20 protein-coding genes are annotated in these 19,429 nt (G+C 62.1%); 3 read left to right on the top strand and 17 right to left on the bottom strand.

Annotated elements, in window-relative coordinates:
* Window positions 1-8: 8 nt before the first annotated feature.
* The 4 genes from F3J19_RS24000 to F3J19_RS23985 are packed head-to-tail and all read right to left on the bottom strand — an operon-like array spanning window position 9 to window position 3,999.
* Entirely contained in the window at window positions 9-914 is a 906-nt protein-coding gene (locus F3J19_RS24000; RefSeq protein WP_167047043.1) for a polysaccharide deacetylase, read from the bottom strand.
* 29 nt (window positions 915-943) lie between these two features.
* Window positions 944-1,693, bottom strand: coding sequence for an SDR family oxidoreductase (locus F3J19_RS23995; RefSeq protein WP_167047041.1), 750 nt, complete (start codon window positions 1,691-1,693; stop codon window positions 944-946).
* Window positions 1,690-2,706 (bottom strand): ketopantoate reductase family protein, encoded by a 1,017-nt coding sequence (locus F3J19_RS23990; RefSeq protein ID WP_167047039.1) that lies wholly within the window; start codon window positions 2,704-2,706, stop codon window positions 1,690-1,692. Before F3J19_RS23990 ends, F3J19_RS23995 begins: the two co-directional genes overlap by 4 nt.
* A 21-nt stretch (window positions 2,707-2,727) precedes the next feature.
* On the bottom strand, window positions 2,728-3,999 hold the full coding sequence (locus F3J19_RS23985; RefSeq protein ID WP_167047036.1) for an MFS transporter: 1,272 nt from the start codon (window positions 3,997-3,999) through the stop codon (window positions 2,728-2,730).
* Window positions 4,000-4,335: 336 nt separating this feature from the next.
* On the opposite strand from F3J19_RS23985, the gene F3J19_RS23980 reads away from it, so the two are divergent.
* Window positions 4,336-5,094 (top strand): IclR family transcriptional regulator, encoded by a 759-nt coding sequence (locus F3J19_RS23980; protein ID WP_167047034.1) that lies wholly within the window; start codon window positions 4,336-4,338, stop codon window positions 5,092-5,094.
* A 2-nt stretch (window positions 5,095-5,096) separates the two neighbouring features.
* Here the strand turns inward: F3J19_RS23980 and F3J19_RS23975 are convergent, their stop codons facing one another.
* Window positions 5,097-6,023, bottom strand: a complete 927-nt coding sequence (locus tag F3J19_RS23975; RefSeq protein ID WP_167047032.1) for a carbon-nitrogen hydrolase family protein — start codon at window positions 6,021-6,023, stop codon at window positions 5,097-5,099.
* An 81-nt stretch (window positions 6,024-6,104) separates the two neighbouring features.
* Between F3J19_RS23975 and F3J19_RS23970 the strand changes: the two genes are divergently transcribed.
* Window positions 6,105-7,028 carry a LysR family transcriptional regulator gene (locus F3J19_RS23970; protein ID WP_167047030.1) on the top strand — a complete coding sequence of 308 codons (924 nt, stop codon included), beginning with the start codon at window positions 6,105-6,107 and terminating at the stop codon, window positions 7,026-7,028.
* Between the two features lie 180 nt (window positions 7,029-7,208).
* Here the strand turns inward: F3J19_RS23970 and F3J19_RS23965 are convergent, their stop codons facing one another.
* From F3J19_RS23965 to F3J19_RS23930, 8 genes are all read right to left on the bottom strand, one after another.
* Entirely contained in the window at window positions 7,209-8,219 is a 1,011-nt protein-coding gene (locus tag F3J19_RS23965; RefSeq protein ID WP_167047028.1) for a response regulator, read from the bottom strand.
* Between the two features lie 184 nt (window positions 8,220-8,403).
* Window positions 8,404-8,808 carry a response regulator gene (locus F3J19_RS23960; protein ID WP_167047026.1) on the bottom strand — a complete coding sequence of 135 codons (405 nt, stop codon included), beginning with the start codon at window positions 8,806-8,808 and terminating at the stop codon, window positions 8,404-8,406.
* A gap of 7 nt (window positions 8,809-8,815) precedes the next feature.
* Window positions 8,816-10,153, bottom strand: coding sequence for an ATP-binding protein (locus tag F3J19_RS23955; protein WP_167047024.1), 1,338 nt, complete (start codon window positions 10,151-10,153; stop codon window positions 8,816-8,818).
* A 1-nt stretch (window position 10,154) separates the two neighbouring features.
* A complete protein-coding gene (locus F3J19_RS23950; protein WP_167047022.1) occupies window positions 10,155-11,561 on the bottom strand; it encodes a class I SAM-dependent methyltransferase in 1,407 nt (468 codons plus the stop codon).
* A 762-nt stretch (window positions 11,562-12,323) separates the two neighbouring features.
* Window positions 12,324-12,797: a DUF2269 domain-containing protein gene (locus F3J19_RS23945; RefSeq protein ID WP_167047019.1), complete on the bottom strand. Its 474-nt coding sequence runs from the start codon at window positions 12,795-12,797 to the stop codon at window positions 12,324-12,326.
* The gene (locus F3J19_RS23940; protein ID WP_167047016.1) at window positions 12,794-14,095 is read right to left on the bottom strand and encodes an SDR family oxidoreductase; all 1,302 of its coding nucleotides are present in this window, start codon (window positions 14,093-14,095) and stop codon (window positions 12,794-12,796) included. Before F3J19_RS23940 ends, F3J19_RS23945 begins: the two co-directional genes overlap by 4 nt.
* Window positions 14,092-14,475 (bottom strand): hypothetical protein, encoded by a 384-nt coding sequence (locus F3J19_RS23935; protein WP_167047013.1) that lies wholly within the window; start codon window positions 14,473-14,475, stop codon window positions 14,092-14,094. Before F3J19_RS23935 ends, F3J19_RS23940 begins: the two co-directional genes overlap by 4 nt.
* An 87-nt stretch (window positions 14,476-14,562) precedes the next feature.
* Window positions 14,563-15,108 carry a MarR family transcriptional regulator gene (locus F3J19_RS23930; RefSeq protein ID WP_167047226.1) on the bottom strand — a complete coding sequence of 182 codons (546 nt, stop codon included), beginning with the start codon at window positions 15,106-15,108 and terminating at the stop codon, window positions 14,563-14,565.
* 123 nt (window positions 15,109-15,231) lie between these two features.
* Here F3J19_RS23930 and F3J19_RS23925 point away from each other — a divergent pair, with 123 nt between their 5' ends.
* Window positions 15,232-15,642, top strand: a complete 411-nt coding sequence (locus F3J19_RS23925; RefSeq protein ID WP_167047224.1) for a DUF393 domain-containing protein — start codon at window positions 15,232-15,234, stop codon at window positions 15,640-15,642.
* Between the two features lie 67 nt (window positions 15,643-15,709).
* Here the strand turns inward: F3J19_RS23925 and F3J19_RS23920 are convergent, their stop codons facing one another.
* The 4 genes from F3J19_RS23920 to F3J19_RS23905 form a co-directional block, all read right to left on the bottom strand.
* Window positions 15,710-16,012, bottom strand: a complete 303-nt coding sequence (locus F3J19_RS23920; RefSeq protein ID WP_167047010.1) for a VF_A0006 family four-cysteine protein — start codon at window positions 16,010-16,012, stop codon at window positions 15,710-15,712.
* A gap of 55 nt (window positions 16,013-16,067) precedes the next feature.
* Window positions 16,068-16,550 carry a hypothetical protein gene (locus F3J19_RS23915; protein ID WP_205193197.1) on the bottom strand — a complete coding sequence of 161 codons (483 nt, stop codon included), beginning with the start codon at window positions 16,548-16,550 and terminating at the stop codon, window positions 16,068-16,070.
* Between the two features lie 225 nt (window positions 16,551-16,775).
* Window positions 16,776-18,152: an amidase gene (locus tag F3J19_RS23910; protein ID WP_240159193.1), complete on the bottom strand. Its 1,377-nt coding sequence runs from the start codon at window positions 18,150-18,152 to the stop codon at window positions 16,776-16,778.
* A complete protein-coding gene (locus F3J19_RS23905; protein ID WP_167047007.1) occupies window positions 18,146-19,264 on the bottom strand; it encodes an iron-containing alcohol dehydrogenase in 1,119 nt (372 codons plus the stop codon). The genes F3J19_RS23910 and F3J19_RS23905 overlap by 7 nt, the downstream gene beginning before the upstream one ends.
* Window positions 19,265-19,429: the final 165 nt, after the last annotated feature.

Below are 19,429 nucleotides of genomic sequence, written 5' to 3'. Positions count from 1 at the left end.
CACGGATTTCAGACAGCATGCGTCTTTGCATACCGCACGATATCCGCATGCGTGGCAATCCACGTTTTGTGTTCGCGGGCGTAACGGAGCAACTCCTCGAGAATCCAGATTCGCGAGCGCGCGCTGATCATGTGCGGGTGCATCGTCAACTGGAAGATGCCGCCTTCTTCAATGGCGGCGTCCAGTTCCCGCTTGAAGATGTCGAACACGTCGGCCGGCGCGGTGTAGGGGCGCAGCGACTGGAAGCGGTGCATGTTGAAATACACGGCATCGTCGCGAATCCATTCGACCGGCAGTTCGACCACGTCCGTCGGCTTGCCGTCCAGAAGCAGCTCGTAGCAGTCGTCGTCCGCCATCAGCGAGGAATCGTATTCGAGGCCCATTTCCACCGCGATGCGCAGCGTATGAGGGCTGAAATCCCACGAGGGGGTGCGCATGCCGACGGGCCGCACGCCGGTGATCGAGGTCAGCGTGTCGGAAGCGCGCAGCAGCAGGTCGCGTTCGGCTTCGTACGGAAGAATCGAGTTGAGCTCGTGAATCCAGCCATGCAGGCCGATTTCGTGGCCGGCATCGGCGAGGCGTTTCTGTTCGTCGGGGTAGGTGAGCGCCGCGACGGCGGGCACATAGAAGCTTGCCTTGGCGTCGAACTTGTCGAGCGTCCGTTCGATGCGCGGCACGCCGACGCGATTGCCGTATTGGCCCCAGCTCATGCGGCCGATGGATTGTCCGCCGTCGCGCAGCTCGCCGGTTTCATGGTCGCTGTCGAAGGAGAGCGCGACCGCGCACGGCGCATTGCCGGGCCAGGAAGCCGGTTTGAGCGAGCGGCCGGCACGCACCTGGTTGAGGAGTCCGCGCCATTTCGGTTCGTCCCATTGCCACGGCTTCAGTTCTTCGTTGTTCGTGTTGTTGCTCATGCTGTCCAACTCCTTGTCTTGCTGATGACTTACTTGCCGCCGTCGACGGCAATGATTTGCCCGGTTACGAAGGACGCCAACGGCGACGCGAGGAACACGGTGACGTTGGCGATATCCTGCGGTGTGCCCAGGCGGCCGAGTGCGATGCTGCGCATCAGGGCGGCCTGCTTCTCTTCGCCCATCGCGTCCCATTGGGCCTCGGTTGCGGCATTCGTGCGAACGAAGCCGGGCGCGAGCGCATTCACGCGCACGCCGTAAGGGCCCAACTCATGAGCGAGCTGGCGGGTGAGGCCCAGCGAGGCGTGTTTGGCCGCGCAGTACGCCTGCACGCCCGTGAGCGATGCCTGCAGCGCCGCGCCGGAGGCAATCGTGACGATGGCGCCGCTTTTCCGCGCTTTCATCACGGGGGCGACGGCGCGAGCCAGCGCGAACGCACTGCCGAGATTGATGTCCATGATGCCGTCCCATTCGGCGTCGGTGACCGACTCGATGGGCTTGTGGGCGTGTCCCATGACCCCGCCGGCGTTGTTCACGAGGACGTCCACCTTGCCGGCCGAATGAGCGACGGATGTGATCCAGTCGGCCGCCGCGCGCCGGTCGAGCAGGTCGACGACCGCGGTCCGTACGCCTTTTTCCACGAGCGGGCGCAGGGCGGCTTCGCTCACGTCGGTCGCGTAGACCGTTGCACCCAGCTCGGCAAATTGCGTGGCGATGGTGGCCCCGAAGGTGCTGCCTGCGCCGGTGACGGCGACGACCTGCTCCGAAAAATCCAGTTTCATGCGATCAGCTCCAGAAGGTTGGCGTCCGCGAGGGCGCGTCGGCCGTCTTCGATTTCGTGAATCATGTTTTGCAGGGCCGCGAGGGTCGGCGTCGCGATGCCGAGGCGCAGGCCGGCGCGGACCACTTCGCCCACTTGCATGTCGACTTCGGTCTTGCGCTTGCGGATGGCGAGGTCGCGCCATATGCCGGAGTGGGTCTTGGCATTGGGCCGGTTGAACTCGACCATCGCGGCGACCGTGGCTTCGACTTCGGCAACCGGCGCGTTGGCACGGAATGCCTCGGGGCAAAAGCCGTTGAAGCCCTTGGGCTCGATGCCCTGTGCGTCCGCCACGCTCATGACTTCGCAGCCGAGCCGCTGCCAGAGCGGCAGCAACTCGGGACGGGCGAGGCAGTCCGCAATGCCGAGTTCGCCGACGGCTTGTGCATGGAGCATCGCTCCGTAGGCGAGCTTGCCCCAGAGGTATGCGTTGATGTCGTCGGTGGCGATGGCCTCGGGCTCGAAATGCCGCATGTCCGCGAGCAGTTGTTCGAGTCGTGCGCTCGGCGAGCCGTCGAGTTCGCCGAGCACGACCGCTGCGCGATTGCCGAAGTGGACTTCGCCAGGGCCGATCCAGTCGGCCCCGAAATTGACGAAGGCACCGATCACGCGCTCCTTGCCGACGATCTGCGCGATGTAGTTTTCGCACAGGCCGTTTTGCAGCGAGAGCACGTAGCCGTGATCGTCGAGGAACGGCACGAGACGCCGCGCTGCCTCTTCGGTGTGCTGTGCCTTGACGCACAGGAAAATGCGTCGCCATTTTCCCGTGAGTTCCTCAGGCGTGAAAGCCGGCGCGGTAACGTGCGGATTGCTGACCGGCCCCGTGATGGCGAGGCCTTTGCCGGGTGTGCGGATCGCGTCGACGTGCTCCGCGACGACGTCCACGAACGTCACGTCGTATCCGGCTTGCCGCAGATGAGCGCCGACCGTGCCACCAATCGCGCCGGTGCCCCAGATCAGGATGTCATGTTCCATGCTTTCTATCAGCCCGTGTGGTCAATCGAGTGATCCATGAGCCGTCTCCTTGAGGCCAAGAATGACCACGCCCGAGACGATCGCCGATGCAATCAGGTAGTACGCCGGAGAGATGGGCGAGCCGGTCTGCTGGATCAGCGTGGTGGCGATGAACGGTGCGAATCCGCCGAAGATCGCGGTTGCGAGGCTGTAGCCGATGGACAGCAGCGTCGTGCGCGACTTCGTCGGGAACATCTCGCACAACGCGGCCGGCCCGGCTCCCGAGAAGGCGGCGATAAAGATGTTGAAGAAGATCTGGATCGCGAGCGCGTTGCCGAGGCTCGGGTGCTTCAGCAGCAGCGAGAACAACGGGTAGGCAAAGATCGTGAAGACGATGCAGCAGGAGAGGAGCAAGGGCTTGCGGCCCCAACGGTCGGACAGCCAGCCGAAAAACGGCGTCGCGGCCACCAGGATGACGAGCGCGATGGCATTCGAGGTGAGCGCCTGCATCTGCGTGAGGCCGACATGCTGCACCATGAAGGTCGGCAGGTAAGACAGCATCACGTAGTACGAAACGGTCCAGATGATCGTGAAGCCGAACGCCCGGCTCATCATCGCGAAGGCCGCGCCTTTGGTCGGCTTGGCGACCGTCTCGCCCTTGGCCTGCGACTCTTCGAAAGCGGGCGTTTCGCGCAGCGTGCGGCGCATGTAGACGCCCACGACCACGAGGATCCCGCCGAGCAGGAACGGCACGCGCCAGGCCCATGCGTCCATCTGCTGTGCCGTGAACATCGAGGTGACGACGGTGACGACAAGGCTCGAAACGAGGGTGCCGCTGGCAATCGATGCCTGGCCGAAGCCGCCAAAAATGCCGCGCTTGCCGTCAGGCGCCGATTCCACGATCAGCGAGGTGGAACTGCCCCATTCTCCGCCGGCCGCGAGCCCCTGGGCGATGCGCAGGACCACGAGCAGAGCGGGGGCGATGACGCCGATGTTCTGGTAGGTCGGAAGCAGGCCGATCCCGACCGTGCCGAGCGCCATGCCGAAGATCGTGATCTGCAGCGCGATCTTGCGGCCGAGCGTGTCGGCGATGCGTCCGATGATGACGCCGCCGAGCGGGCGGGCGAGAAAGCCGACGCCGAAGGTCGCGAAACTCGCCAGCAGGGCTACGACCGCGTCGCCCTGGAAGAACTTGTGGCCGAGCGTCGGGGCGAGAAAGGCGTAGACGATCAGGTCGTAGTACTCCAGCACGTTGCCGATCATGGCCGCCGCCAGTTGCTTGCGCGGTTTGACCTCTTCGTGGGCTGTCTTCATTTCCTCACTAGCCAGAAGGGTGTTTGAGCTTCTCATGCGATTCGCCTGTCGGTTGTCTTGAATGCACGTCGGTGATGCTTATGCAGCTTACGCAGCGACGTTCGTATATACGAACGTCGTTCGTATTTGAAAACATATTTTCACGAGCAAAAGTCCGTGCCTACTGGGGTTAACCCGTCACGTGCCGCAACGGCCGGCCTGTCGTGGCGTATCCGCGGCCGCGTATCCGTTGCCGGGGCTGACGCGAACCGACTAGCGTATGATTCCGGGCTATCGTAAAAATGACTGATGAACGGCCCGCGAGACGGGAAGTCACTGCTAATCGAAGAGATCACCATGAGTGAGGTTGTGCGCTCCGCGGCGCGAGTCCTGGACCTTCTGGAATTTTTTGCCGGCCTCGAGGGGGCCGCAAACCTGGCCACGGTCACCGCCACGTTCGGCCTGCCGAAGAGCAGTGCCTTTGGCCTGCTGAAGACGTTGTGCGCGCGCGGCTACCTGGTTCGCGACGACCGGGGCATGTACGAGCTGAACACGTATTTCCGCGAGCATGGTTTCGGCTGGGGCGGCGACCAGATGGCGCGCGTGCTCGCGCTCGTCGAACCGGTCATGTCCGCTTTGGGCGAAGAGCTGGGCGAGACGGTCACCCTCGGCTCCCTCACCAACGACGGGCACATCAAGATCGTCAAACAAACGCTTTCCAGTCAGCCGGTTCGCTATGAAGGGTTTTCGAACAGGCTGCTGCCGGTTCATTGCACGGCGATGGGGCGGGTCATCCTGTCGGTGCTGCCGGAAGACATCGGCCATCGCCTGCTGCGGCAGCACGAGATCGTTGCGGTCACGCCGGTCACGATCACCGACCTGAAGCGCATCGAGCAGATCGTCGCGCAAGCGCGGATCGACGGCTACTGCGTGGTGGCCGACGAGTCCGACCTGGGCGGGACCGGCGTGGCGACGTGCATATCCGGCGGCCCAGGCCGCCCGACGCTTGCCTTGAACGTCGCCTGCATATCGGCCCGCTTCCCGGAGAAACGGGAGCGCGTCATCGCCGCGCTCATGCGCGAGGCGGAAAAGCTGCGCGAACTGACGGGCCGCTAGTTTTACGACGAGGTGAACGCGACGGTACGCTTTGGCCGCTCGTCGACCGAGAGCGAGAAAACGTCCGGTCGCGAATAGTGGCCGGTCACGTCGAAATCGTAGCGAGCCCGAATGATTTCATCGGTATCGATCTCGGCCACGACCAGTCCCGTCTCGCCGTGCAGCGGGCCGGCGAGCACTTCGCCCAGCGGCCCGACGATCAGGCTTCCGCCGTTGATCAGAGGACGGTCTTTGTCCCAGCCGGGCACCTCGATGCCCAGCGCGGCCGGCGACGGCTGCACCTGGCACGCACTGATGACGAAGACCCGGCCTTCGTGAGCAATGTGCCGCATGGAGCATTGCCAGATGTCGCGTTCGTCGACCGTGGGCGCGCACCATATCTGCACGCCTTTCGCATACATCGCCGTGCGCAGCAACGGCATATGGTTCTCCCAGCAGATCGCCGCGCCGACGACGCCGGTCTTTGTTTCCACCGCCGGCAGCGTCGAGCCGTCGCCTTGTCCCCAGATCAGGCGTTCCGTTCCCGTCGGCATCAGCTTGCGATGTTTGGCCACGAGTCCGTCATCGGGGGTGAAGAACAGCGCGGTGCAATACAGCGTGCTTCCCGAGCGTTCGATGACGCCCATGACGATCGACGCATTGCATCGCGTGGAGAGCTCGGCGAGCGCGTCGGTTTCCGGGCCGGGCACGTCGATCGCGTTCTCGAAATACCTGGCGAAGACTTCACGCCCTTCGGGCAGCCGGTAGCCGAGCCGCGTGCCGAATGTCTCGCCTTTCGGGTAGCCGCCGAGCAAGGCTTCGGGCATGACGACGAGACTCGCGCCGGATGCGCGAATCTGATCCTCGAACGACAGGATATGTTGAAGCGTTGCCGCTTTGCCCTGCGGTGATGCGCCGATCTGCAATGCGGCAACTGTCGATTTAGGCATGGTGTTCTCCAGGGGAACGGTTGATGCGCTCATCATCGCGCAGCCATAGAATGGAGAAAACGCATATCTCAACTTTCCGATATGAGCCATATTGATATCTCGACGGTCGACCTGAATCTTCTGAAAATCTTCGAGGCGCTGTTTGAGGAAGGCGGGGCAAGCCGGGCCGCAATCCGCCTGGACATGACGCAGTCCGCAGTCAGTGCCGCATTGAGGCGGCTTCGGGACGTCTATTCGGACACGCTGTTTGTCCGCACGGGGCGCGGACTTGCGCCGACTTCGAGAGCCCGGGAACTGAAACCCATCATCAGCGAGGCGCTCGACCGATTTCGTCTCAGTCTCACGATCTCGACGCCGGACGCTAGGTCTTTTTATGGCCGTGCCGTATCGATCGGCCTCTCCGACGACATCGAGATCGCCGTGGGACGCAAGATCATGGATGCGGTTGACCGGCGCGCCCCTGGCTTACGGATCATTTTTCGACAGACGTACAGCCAGATCGTCAGCGATTCGCTGGCAAACCAGGAAATGGATCTGGCTATCACGGCGGGCGGACTCGCGTTGCGAGGACTCGGCCATCAGGTGCTGGCCGAGGGGGACTATGCCTGTCTGGCCGACCGTGCCAGTCTCAAGGGCGCGGCAAGCGAATTGACGATCGAGGAATATGTCGCGCGTGGGCATATCCTCGTGTCTGCCGGCGGCGTGGTGGGGATTGTCGACGAAGGGCTGGCCGCACTCGGCCTGAAACGCAAGGTCATCGGATCGACCACGCATTTCGCCGGCTTGCCCTTTTTATTGAAGGGGAGCCGCGCCGTGGCGACGATTCCGCGGCACGCGGCCGATGCGATCGCGCGCATGACGGGTTTGCGGTTGCTGGCCTGTCCGCTGGTCCTGCCACACTATGCCATCGAGCTTGGTTGGCGTAACAGTTCGCTGCGCGATGCGGCGGTCGTTACGGTTCAGGCTGCGATTGTGGAGTGCTTTGCCAATTTTGCTTCGCGCTGATAGGAGGATCGATCGAATGGCTCTCAACGATCTTCGCCTGATTCTGCCGGATACGATCGGCCCACGCCGCTCGTTCCCGGGCGCGCAACACGCGGCTGAATGACAGCGGTCATTTGCCTCGTGCCCTGACGAGGCGATCACCGCCCGTTGTCGCGTTTAAGCGCGGATGGTCCCTTTCACCTAGCCGAACGCCGGCTCCGAGAACCGCTCGATCCAGGCCGCCAGGCGGTCGGCCGCAAAACTGGCCGCCCGCGTGCCGGCGCGGCAGACGATGGCGTCGCCGTCGCGCACGAACTGCAGGGCGCCGCCGGCTTCTTCCAGCCAGAGCAGGCAGGCCAGCCAGGCCGCGTGTTCGCTCGATACGGCTTGACCGACCGGGCGGGTGAGGAACTCGCTCAGCGTGGCCGGCGAAGTCCAGATCAGCGCATCGCCGTCGCCGCGCACCGCGGCGCCCAGAACTTCGGTCACGACGCGCACCGCATCGGCCGCGCCGCGCCCCGCATTCTGCGTGCGCAGCTCCGCGAGGCGCGTGCCGACCGCGTGGCCGAAGCGCCCGCTGCATTCGCTCTCGGCACGCACGAGGTCGGCGTAGTCCATGCGCTGCCAGTCCGGCTCCACCTTGCGCGTACCCGCCAGGTCGGTGCCGGCCAGGTAGGTTTCCACCGGCTGGAAGCGGTCCGGGCCGATCAGGCTCGCGCACAGCGTGTGCACGATGCCGACGCGGGTGGCCACGGTCTGCGTCTGCAGCACGCCGAGCTTCTCGCGCACGAGCTGGTCGCGTTCCTTGCGCAGTCCCGCCAGTTCCAGCGCCTGCTTCATTTCCATGCGCAGCGCCGAGATGTCCCACGGCTTCTTGATATAGCGATGTATCTGGCCCTGGTTGACGGCCTCGACGGTCTGGTCCAGTTCCGAATAGGCCGTCGTCAGAATCCGCACGATGTGGGGATAGCGCTCGCGTGCATAACGCAGCAGTTCGTTGCCGTATTCGCCCGGCATGCGCTGGTCGGACACCAGCACGGCCAGGCTGGCGGCGTGGGCGTCCAGCATCGCCTTGCCGTCTTCCACGGAGGCGCCCGTCACCACCGGCGCGATCGCGCCGATGGCGCGCTCGAAGTATTTGACCGCGGTGGCTTCGTCGTCAACGAACAGAATCGCCGGGGGCGGTGTCTGGTCGGCAATCGTATTGCTCATTGGTCACTCCTGTGCATTCGAATCTTCAAATTGGGGCAATCCAGCGCCACGCTCGTGCCGGCGCCGGACGCGGATGCGATCCCGATACGGCCGCCCGGGAACGGCATGACGCGCTTGCGGAAAATCATCTTGAAGCCGCTCACGCCGGCGCGAGCGATAACTGCTTCGAGCAACGCGCGCGGCATCACTTCGGGCGCGATATCGGGACTGCCGTCGCCGCGGCCAGCACCTCGCGGACCGCGCTCACGCCTAGCGGCTTCTCCAGGATTCGAAACACCTCGCCGGAATTGACCACTTCCAGCAGCGCGCCGTAGTCCGCGTAGGCGGTCACGAGGATTCGCACGATATGCGGATACTCCCGGGCGACCTGCCGCAGCAGCTCGTCGCCGTTCGGGCCCGGCATGCGAAAGTCGGTCACGAGGACCGCCACCCGCGCACCTTCGCGGCGCAGGATCGACATGGCCTCGTCCGCGCCGTCGGCGAGCAGCACCTCGTAGTCGCCGCCGGCCGAACGCGCGAAGTACTTGCGGGCCAACTCCTCGTCGTCGACATAGACGACGGTCTGCCGGGCTTGTTGTGTCTCGCTCATCTCGGCATCACTCGACGCGTGGCAGGTCGAAGTTGAACGCGGTCCATTCGCCCAACTGGCTTTCTGCGAACAGGGTGCCGCCGTGCCGCTCCACCACCGCATAGCTGATGGACAGGCCAAGGCCGAGGCCCTGGCCGACTTCGCGGGTCGTGAAGAAGGGTTCGAACACGCGCGCCAGATTTTCCGCGGCAATTCCCGGGCCGTTGTCGCGCACATTCACGTGCAGCCGCTCGTCGCGCCATTGCGCCATGACATGAAGCTGCGGTGCCGCGGTGCCGGCCTTGTGCATGGCCAGCGCGGCATTCGAGAACAGGTTGATGAGCACGCCGATGATGGCGGCTTCGTCGCCGAGCACCAGGGTGTCGCCAGGCAGCTCGCGCGTGAGCGTCACGCCGCGCAGCTCATGGGCGCTCAACCGGATCGACGCGTCGAGCGCCTTCTCGAACAGGAACGGCACGCCCTCCGCGGTCGCGCCGGGCTTGCGATAGGCAAAAGTCTTCAGGTCCGACACGATGTGCTGGATGCGGTGCATGCCTTGCCGCGCGTCCGTCAGGCATTCCTGTAGCGACGGGCTTTCCTTGACCTGCGATTCTTCCATGGCCACTTCGATCGCCATCAGGCAGAAGTTGACCGGGTTGTTGACCTCGTGCAGCAGCCCCGCGGACAACGTACCGATGGCCGCCATCTTCTCCTGCTGCAGCAACTGGCCCTTGATCTGCGACAGGCTTTCATTGGTGCGGGCCAGCTCGTCGTTCTTGTGCGCCACTTCGTCCTTGAGCCGGAAAAGCTGGAAACGGCCCTTCTCGTTGAAGTAGGTGTAAATGGAGCTGGCCACCGCGCAGAAGAAGATCAGGATGAGCTGGAACTGGAATTTGCTCGGGTCCAGGATGCCACCCGGATGGGCCTGGCAGGCGATGTAGTAAAGCAGGACCGTGGCGAGGCCGAATGCCAGCGTCTGCCAGTAGCCGGCGGGAAACAGGATGCCGACCGCGAAGATCGTCAGCATGAGCCCGGCATAGAACAGCGACGCCTCGCCCTGGGTGGCGTAAATCATCCACGAGATCATGACCTGCGGCAGCAGCAGCCAGAAGAAGGTGATGACCTGCACGTGGCGTTTACCCGCTTTCGTGTAAAGCGAGAGCAAGGCCAGGCCGATGGCCGCGCTGGTCAGCACCCGGACGATGGCAAAGCGCTTCTGCTCGGCCGGATACACGACATAGTCCATCGCCACGCCCATCAGCACCAGCACGATCACGGTCAGGCCGCCGGCCTTGCTGCACAGCAACCGGTAGTCGCGCAGCTCTTCACGATAGTTCGATTGCAACCCAACCAGGGATGTCGTCATCTCAGGCTACTTGTTGCGGGCCGATCACCGCCTCGGCGAACACGTTAACGCCGGTCGGGTCCGTGTACAGACGCGGCTCGCCGCAGTTCTCCGGCATGATGTCGGCCATCTGCGCCTCGTTGCGATAGATCAGGTACCACTCCAGCACGTGTTCCATGCTGAAGCGCTCCGGGTTGTCGGCGTGGACGTTGGTGACCAGCAGGCGGCCGCCGCGGCGGATACGGCTGGCGAAATACTGGTTCAGCCGCGCACAGACCTTGTCCGACAGGTAGTCGAACAGGCCCGCGCAATAGACCGCGTCGAACTCGCGGACGTCCGCCGCATCCGCATCCATGCGGCGCTTGAGCAGGTGATGGACCGAATCGTGCGTGTAGCTGATGCTCATGCGCGCGGCCTGTTTCTGCGCGATGGACCCGAGGCGCTCGCGCGTCCAGTCCAGAGTCTCCTGGCTGAAGTCGAGCAGCTCGAACGACAGCCACTCCGGTTCGTCGTATTCATGCATGAAGCGCTGGATTTCCTGAGCGGGGCCGCAACCCACGTTCAGCACCCGGAACGGCCGCTGTGCAGCGCGCGCTTCGTTGGCCAGCCGGGTCAGGTAGTCCACCAGCAGATCGATGCGATTGCGGTGCGCGCGTGCCACGGCCGTCTGCAGGAAGGCCGCGTTGACGATCTGGAAGTACGTGCTCGGGCCCTGGCGGGGATCGTCGAGCATCTGGTTGACCATCTGGTAGTCGCCGGCATAGCCGAGCGGCTTCGTGAAGGTGCGGAAGACGAAGGGCGAGCGCAGCAGCAGCGGATGGAGCGCGGCCTGGGCAAAGGCACGGTGCGCCGGCGCCAGTTCTTCGTCGACGAGGCGCGCTTCGCCTTCGAATTCGTCGAAGTAGAGCTTGGTCTTTTCCATCAGCGGCGATGCCAGTTCGAGGAAAAAGTCCTCGCGCAGGCTTTTGCCTTCCTTCGGCATGGTGTCGCCCAGGTCCGCCTGCTCGACCCAGCGCGACATGTCCGAGAGAAAAGCCCGGATCTGGTTGACCGCGATCTGGTAGTCACGGCGGATCTGGAAACGCTCGGTCCAGTCCTGCACGAAGCGGCTGGCTTCTTCCCCCACCGCGCGCGCTTCGAGCGTGCCGCCGCTCAGTTCCCGCCACTCGGCGATCAGCGTGACGGAGACAATGGCCGTCAGGCCCGTATTGACCATGCTGATGACGACGGCCTTGCCCGAATAGACGTGTTCCACGCCCATCTTGACCGACAGGTCGCTCAGCACCTCGCTGACCTGGACGATCGAGTAGGGGTTATAGACTTCCATCACCAGGGACTTGCGCTGGAGATTGATGATCGTGCCCCGTACCTGCTCGCCTTGCGAGTTGAGGAAGCTCACTACCGGATCGATTTGCGTTTTGTAATACACAATATTGCGGCCAGGTAAGTACTACGAGAAGCTGGTTTGAAATTTGGTGCGCCATACCCCAGAGCAGCCAGGCTGGCAGGTCGGCCAGCTTGGCACCGATGGTTTCCCTCGTTCAGACGCCGAAGCGTCGCCATCGGTATTTCAGTTGCCGCCACGGCAACCGGTTTTTTCTGGGTGGGCACCACTTCTTCCCGAACTGCATCGGCGAGACAGGTTATGCCTCTGTCCTGCACGCGTCGCCTCGCGACAGCACATGTGCTAACGGCACCACGGTTTTAACGGGACTCGTTAGCCAAGGGGCTGAAGGCCGGTTTCGGAACGGATTGCGGAACGAAATGGGCCTGTGCGATTGCAGCATTCTACTGATAAAAAAGAATGCTGTCGTGCAGCGAGGATTTCGTCGGCGAGGCTTTCCGGCGGCACTCGACAGGCGGCGTATGGAAAACGAAGGCAAGCTGCGGAGCAGCTTGCCAGGGCGCTATATTCGGATGATTAAGGGGCGTGAGTGCGAGAGTCGCGCATTGCGAATTGTGCATGGCGCATAGCTCTCCGGATATTGCGGCGGGGTAACACTATCTTCGTTTCAATAGTGTGTTTTTCTTGGGGTGAATCTCGGCGAGAAAACTCGCGGTTGAAGAGTCCAATACCCGTTCCGTGGGACGTTTGTGCAGCAGGTACTCCCGGCCATCAAGAGTCATTTGCCACTCGTGTAGAGACGTCCGGTTCCGCGCGTTCAACCGGTCCTTGCCCGCCTGTCGTCAATCACAGCGACGGCTTGAACACCATGAGCCCGTAGACGATCAACATGGCGGCGAAGGCGGGATAGCCCAGCCATTCCCAATAGCGTGCGTATCGCCAGTATTGCTGGGGGAGCGCAGGCATGCCGGCCTGGTTTGCGCCGGAGGCGATCATTGCCATTCGCAACTGCAGCCAGACAACCGGCAACCAGCACGCACCGGCGAGCAGATAAAGGCAGACGGCGGCGATAATCCATGGCGTCTGCCATGTCCAACCCGCGGCATGCGCAAGCCACAGTCCGGAAACCGGCTGAATGACGACCGCGGGGCTCGTGAACCAGCAATCCGCCCGAACCACGAGTCGCGATACCAGCGCGATTCCCGGCACGCTTCGCGTCCTGTTTGCGCAGAACAAATAGAATGCGGTGCCGAAGCCCGTTCCCACGAGCACGGCGGATGAGACGATATGCAATGTCTTGATCGCGAGATAGACGTTCATGGTCTTGTTTCCTCCATCGTCAATACGCTGAGCAAGGCGAGAATAGGGACGTTCTTCAGGATCGGGCCAAGCGGATGCCAGAGGAATTCAGGTAGCGCGATGGCGACGGCGCACGAGTACAGACTGACAAGGCATATCTGCGCGATCCACAAACGTTTCCCTGGATAGGTCAACGTGAGCATACCGATGACGGCATCGATCATGGACGCTCCATAGAGCAATGCGAGAGCCGCGCCGCCGCGAAGGTGCAGGCGAGCGAGTAGTGCAAGGCTTGCGACTTGCGGATAGACGAACGCACTACATACGGCCGTTCCGAGCCAGGTGATCGCGAGGGCGATACGCAAAAACAGCGAACGCCATGGGGCCAGCGCGGTTTGCCTCAACGACATGGCTTCGGCAGGCGCGATGAACGTTTCGATGCCGGCGGGGGAGCGGCCTAAAATTTGGGTCGTTGAATTCACGTCGGCCGAACTGCCTTGCTGGAGCATATGCCAGGTGTCCTGCGTCAACATCGAGCCGGGTATCCGGTCACAGGCTCTTGCAGCGATATCGATAAACCAGCGCGAAATAGGGAGTTGCCATGCTGGCGCAAACGCCATCGAAGCGCGGTAGATGGCGAGCATGTCCTTGTACTCAAGCTCCGTTTCTCCGACGAGTTCCAGGATCGGCGGAATATTTGCACGGATGCTCACCTCGCTTCCAATGGCGGGCTGCGGCGGTTCATTCACGCGGCCGATCAGCCGCACGACAATTTCGGCAAGATCATTCACATGGATCGGTCGGATCCATTGATGTCCTCCGGCCGGAAGAGGATGGATGGGTGAGGCGGCAACGGCGCGAAAGAAGCGCGACGATTTACCGTCGGGCCCATAAACGAGAGCGGGCCTGAGAATGTGATGTTCGACAGGTAACGAGAGCAGGTATTCGTCCGCGGCTCGCTTGCTTTTAAAGTAAGCCGTCGTGCCGGTGTGGGCTCCCAGTGCCGAGATCTGCACGACGTATCTGACACCAGCCTCACGGGCAGCGTCGAAAAGTGCGATCGGTGCGCGCTGATGGACGCGTTCGAACGTTTGCTCGCCTCGCTCGACCAGGATTCCGACGGCATTGATGACGACATCGACATCGTGCAGCTTCGATGCCCAACATGCCGGGTCGAGGTCGGTGCTGTAGTCGGCCTCGAATTCATCGCGATCCTTCGCGTTGCGCACGGCTTTTGATACTCGATGTCCGCTTCGAATGAGCGCGGTGCAAAGCGCCTGCCCAATAAAACCATTGGCTCCGCAAACGAGTACGTTCATGCCGCCCTCGCCGTGCTGGACCCGGCGCGCGCCGCCCGGGCTTCGCGCGGAATGTAACGGCCAACGATCACGGCGACACCACCGACTGCCGCAAGCATCCCGAGCAGCGTAAAGATGCACGTCCTGCGCAACAGACCGATCGAGCAAATCAGGTCTCCTGTCGAGCAAGCCACGGGGTTGATGCTCGTCGCCAGCACGAACAGCAGTGGTGTTGCCGCGATCAGCACCGCACTGATGCGAACCCAGAACTCCGCGCGCTCGGATGTCCCGCAGAGATCAACGAGTACTCGCCACAAGACGTTTTTCAGGTAGCGGACCACAAACAGACCCGCAAAGAGTGGGACCGTCCATTCGAAAATCAAAGACAGTACGACAGTCATCTTATTCTCCTTTATTCTGAAATTTCTGTAATTACAGAAATTTCAAGGTCAAAAAAAACGGGCGACGGGTCGCCCGCTCCATTCCGTTTATCCTTTCGTCGGCTGGTTTTTGGTGCGCCGCACGGTCCGGCTTATCTTCGCGCCGATTCCGAGGGCTTTCATCAGCGTTTCCGGTTTCATGCGCAGCATTTCGTCCGACCATGTCGTGAGGGTTTCCAGAAACGCCAGCGTTTCCTGGATTCGTTGCCCGGTTTCCGCGCTCTCACGCGCTATCTCGGGACTGATCAGACTGTCGCGCAGCATGGTCAGCGTCGGATCAATCTCGCGTTGCCGCCGGCCTTCAACGATCAGTTTGAATAGCTCCCAAATATCCGTAGAGGTTTCAAAATGGTCGCGACGGTCTCCCATGACATGGACGACCTTTGCGAGCCGCCACGACTGAAGTTCCTTCAGGCTCGTGCTGACATTGGAGCGCGCGACGCCGAGCGTGTCGGCAATCTCGTCCGCGGCAAGCGGCCGCCCGAGCAGGTAGAGCAGGGCGTGAATCTGCGCGACGGTGCGGTTCACGCCCCAGCGCGAACCCATCTCGCCCCAGTGAAGAATGAAGCGCTCGGCAATCGGTGTAAGTTTCATGACTCGAAATTTATTGGTTTCAGTAATTTCTGTCAAGAGAGAAATTTTGCTTGACGGGTTGCGCGTCGTCATCTAGTTTCTGTTTTGACAGAAACAACAGAAAATTTCGCAAGGAGAGCAGTGATGCAAGCGATTTCATTGACGCTCTATATCGACGGAAATTGCCCGCTCTGTGTTGCGGAGGCGAAGCGCTTGCGGGCGTGGGATCGACACGGGAGGCTCGCGTTCGTCGATATCGCCCAACCGGATTTCGATCCGGTGCCGCTCGGCACCGATCTGGCCGCACTGAACCGGCAGATACATGCATGGACGGCAGACGGGCGCTGCCTGATCGGGATCGACACACTCGTGGCTGCCTATGCCGCTGTCGGTAAAGGCTGGATGGTCGCGCCGTTGCGGGTGCCCATGCTGCGCCCTTTCTTTCGCGCAGCGTATCGCGCGTTTGCGCGCAATCGCATGCGTCTTTCCCGATGGGCTATCGTCGGCACGCGCACGGAGTGCACTACTCAGGCGTGCAGGTTCAAGATGGATTGAGCCCGCAGGGTTCGTGATTTTTTGAATCTCGTGAATCTCGGGGTTGTAATCGTCAACGGCATTTGTTTTACATCTGATTCTGACGTCGACATGCATGCAGTATCTCGTTGACCGCAAATGCCCCTCTCACGGTCTGCAGATTTTGCAGGACACACAGGTGATACGCTTTTTCGCGCGGTAAAAGCATCGCGCCATTTTTGTAAAGCGCGCTGCACGAGTTGCTGATCTCGCGAGCCGCGAAGCTGCTTTGACTGTTTCCCAGCGCATGCAGAATGCATTGATCGTAGTCTGGATTATCACTACCGTACGCCAAGGCCGAGAGCGGGGCGGCGAGCGTGATCGAGAGAAACAGACAGCAGAATTTGTGCATGATCGTGGTCGAGACTCAGGGGTATAACGGCAAGCAGCCACTCATTGTCAGCGATTCAGGCGTCGGTGTCGACCGACCGGTTATGGCCCGTTGCGCTCGGTGGTTGCGAAGCCACAAAGTTGCCGCTGGTTGCGGGAACACGAACATCGGCGACGTCTACGTTCCGCGGCGAGAGGCCTCGCATGGCGAGGGGGGAGAGGCAAAGAACAACAACGAGAAATCCGGCTTGTGCCAGATAGAATGGCGCTGACCATTGGTCGTGAATCGCAACGTAGTAGGTGTTATGCAGAACATAGCTCGCGATTATGAGTACCGTTAGCCGCACACCCGCTCGTGGTTTGAGAAACAAAAGCACAGCGGCGAGCGGATCGAGAATCGTCAGCGTGTCCCAATAGACTTTACTGAATGGGGAGATTGCGGTGCCGTAGCCGTAATCCCAAAGCAACCCGTGTTGCACGATCGCTGCGAGATGATTGAATGTCGCACCGAGTAAGCACAGCGCGAAAAGCGTGCGGATTGCAATCGATATGCGATGCATTATGAAGGTTCACGAGAGCGTGTCTTGCGGCAGCTTAGCAGACGTATGCTCAGGCGGAATGTGTCGTGCAGACCGGCAATGTATAGGCCCAAAGCGTTCCGCCGACATCACAAATGGCTGCGGCCACGGCGAATGTCGTGAGAAGACCGCCTACCCTGAACCGGCACATCCACGCTTCTTCTTGTTAGCCAAGGCTTGCCGCGACCGCCTACGTTGTCAAGTCACCTATCGAACACCCCCAAAAATGCACTCGACCTCGCTCGCGACTTTCAGAAGCGCGCCATCGTCGCCTGGCCTTGCCACGATCTGCATGGCAACGGGCAGCGAATCCGTGGGCGATGCAAGCGGAATGGAGATCGCGGGAAAGCCCGACACGTTGAACGGCGCCGTGTAATTCATGAGCGCTTGCCGCACGGTCCCCGACCAGGCGCCTATGGACAGGGTCTGCATGCCCGTCAACGGTGCCACGCACGGACAGGTCGGCAGGAGCAGATAATCGACTGTCGCGAGAGCCGCGTGTAGCCGTTGAATGAATGCATGCCTCGTCTGCTGCGCGTCCGCGTAGCCGCGAATCGTCCTGTCCTGCGCCATCGCGAGCCGCTCCTGGGTCTCCGCGCCATAGCCGGCAGCAATGCGGGACAACGGGTTTCGTCGCAGGTGTTCGATACTGCCTTCGGTCAGCACGATGGTGGCGAACGAATCGTACACGCCGTCGAAGAGTGTCTTCGTCTCGACGTGCTCCATCGCGAATACGCCGCTGAGTTTGCCCACCGCATGCTCGAATGCCGTGGCGACTTCCGCGCTGAGCGGCACCGGCGGAATGGAATCGATAACGCCGAGCCGCGCGGAGAGCCATGCATCGCTTTCGCAGATGTCGATGTTGCTGGCGCCGGCCAGGATCAGAATGTCGTCGACATTGCGGCCAAGGAAGCCCGGATGATCGACGCTCGGAGCAAGCGGAAAAATGCCGCGCGTCGACAGCTTGCCCAAAGTCGGTTTGAAGCCTGCGACTCCGCAGAGTGCTGCGGGTATCCGGACCGAGCCGCCCGTGTCGGTGCCCAGTCCTGCCGCCACGGCGCCGGCCGCGATCGCCGCTGCCGCGCCGCCGCTCGATCCGCCGGGTATGCGATGCGTGTCCAGCGGATTCAGGGTATCGCCGAATGCCGTGCTCGATGTCGTGACGCCCCAGGCAAACTCGTGGGTGGTCGTTTTGCCGATGACGATCGCGCCTTTTTCCACGAGTGTCCTGACGATATCGGCGTCGGCGTCGGGAATATGGCCCAGATAAGCCGGCGAACCATAACGTGTTTCGATACCGCGAGTGTCGATCAGATCCTTGACCGCGATCGGCACGCCTTCGAGCGGCCTCGGCTGGCCCGCGGCATAGCGTCGATCGCTCTCGGAAGCCGCGCGCAAGGCGTGATCCCAATCGATCACCGAGAACGCATTGAACTGCTTCCTGCTGTACTCCGCACGTTCGAGCGCCGACTCCGTCAGCTCGCGGGAGGTCGCGCGTGCACTGCGTAGCGCGGTGAGCGCGTCACGCAAACCCGGCGCGCGGGTCGTCTCGTCGGAGACCATCGCATTGTGACTCGTTACCATAGATGCTCCAGAAACGTTTCGAGTGCGGCCCGGCTGTGATCGTTCAGGTCGCCGACTTCGGTCGGATAGTTCTTCAGGAGCAGTTCGGCAACCTTGACGAGATGAGCTTGATCGAAACGGAGGTCTCTCAGCCTCGATGGCAAACCGAGCCGTTCGACGCATGCCGATATCCTGTCGGCCAGCAGAAACGCGGCTTCTTTGTGCGGGGCACCGGCGCAAAAGATCCGCAGTTTGTCGCCGTAGCGGTCCGTGCTGGCGCGCAATACCGGCGCCAGCGTGATGCACGAAGTCGCGCTATGCGGCAGGCCGAACGTACCCCCGAGGATGTGCCCGATGCGGTGGCTCAGACCATAGAGGACCGATGCGGGGAAGAAATAACATTGCCACGCAGCGAGCTGGAGTTGCAGCAGATCGTCGAGCGTAATGAGGCCCTGCTCCAGGGCGTCGCGGGTCTCGAGCCCGTGCGGCCACTTTTCGAGCACCGAGAAAAATCGCTCGACGCCCGCTGACGCCAGCACCGCATGCGGATGCGCCACATCGACTTCCCGCATGCCTTCGACGGCATGGTCGATTCCCTTGATCGCCGAAGTCAGCAGGAGCTCGCGAGGCGTATTCAATAGCAGCCTCGGATCGAGCGCCACGACTTTGGGCACCGTATCGCGGACCGCGTAGCTTCGCTTGAACGGCTCCGCACCATGAGTTTCCGTGACGCCGAAATAGTGCGAAAACTCTGCTCCCGACAAGGTGGTGGGAAAAGCGGCAATCGGCAGAAAGCGCCCCGTGCGCTCGTGGTGAAAGTGCGAGGCGGCCTTGGCCGCGTCGAGAACGGAGCCGCCGCCGAGCGCGACGATCGAATCGGCGCCGAGCCGCACGGCTTCGTCGAGGCCATGTCGAACGGCCGTGTCCGGGGCGTGGGCCGGCAGTTTGCCGAAGATGCCCACGGCTTGTTCGAGATGGGCGGACAGATGCTGTTCGTAGAATGGCCGCAGACGCTCGACCGTAAAAACCAGTGGCCGTCCGATGCCGTGCTGTCCGAGTGCCGCCGCCGATTCCGCGAGGATGTCACGTCCCCAGTAGATCGCACCGTGGGGAAGCCAGTTGAGACGTTGCATCGATTCTGCTCCAGGGAGAACGTTGTCTGTCATGTTCCGATGGAGACCAGGATAGGGGATCGCGCCGTGTTCTGGAATACGCGCTGCGTGAACGCAGCGTCCAGAAAAATCGAACGTGGCGTGAACGGCGCACGTCGCGCCGCTGTCATGCGGAAAGCGCGCGGC

Origin of the sequence: Burkholderia sp. Ax-1724, assembly GCF_011752995.1 — a bacterium.
Lineage (GTDB): Bacteria > Pseudomonadota > Gammaproteobacteria > Burkholderiales > Burkholderiaceae > Paraburkholderia.
This window is presented reverse-complemented; position numbering and strand designations above follow the sequence as displayed.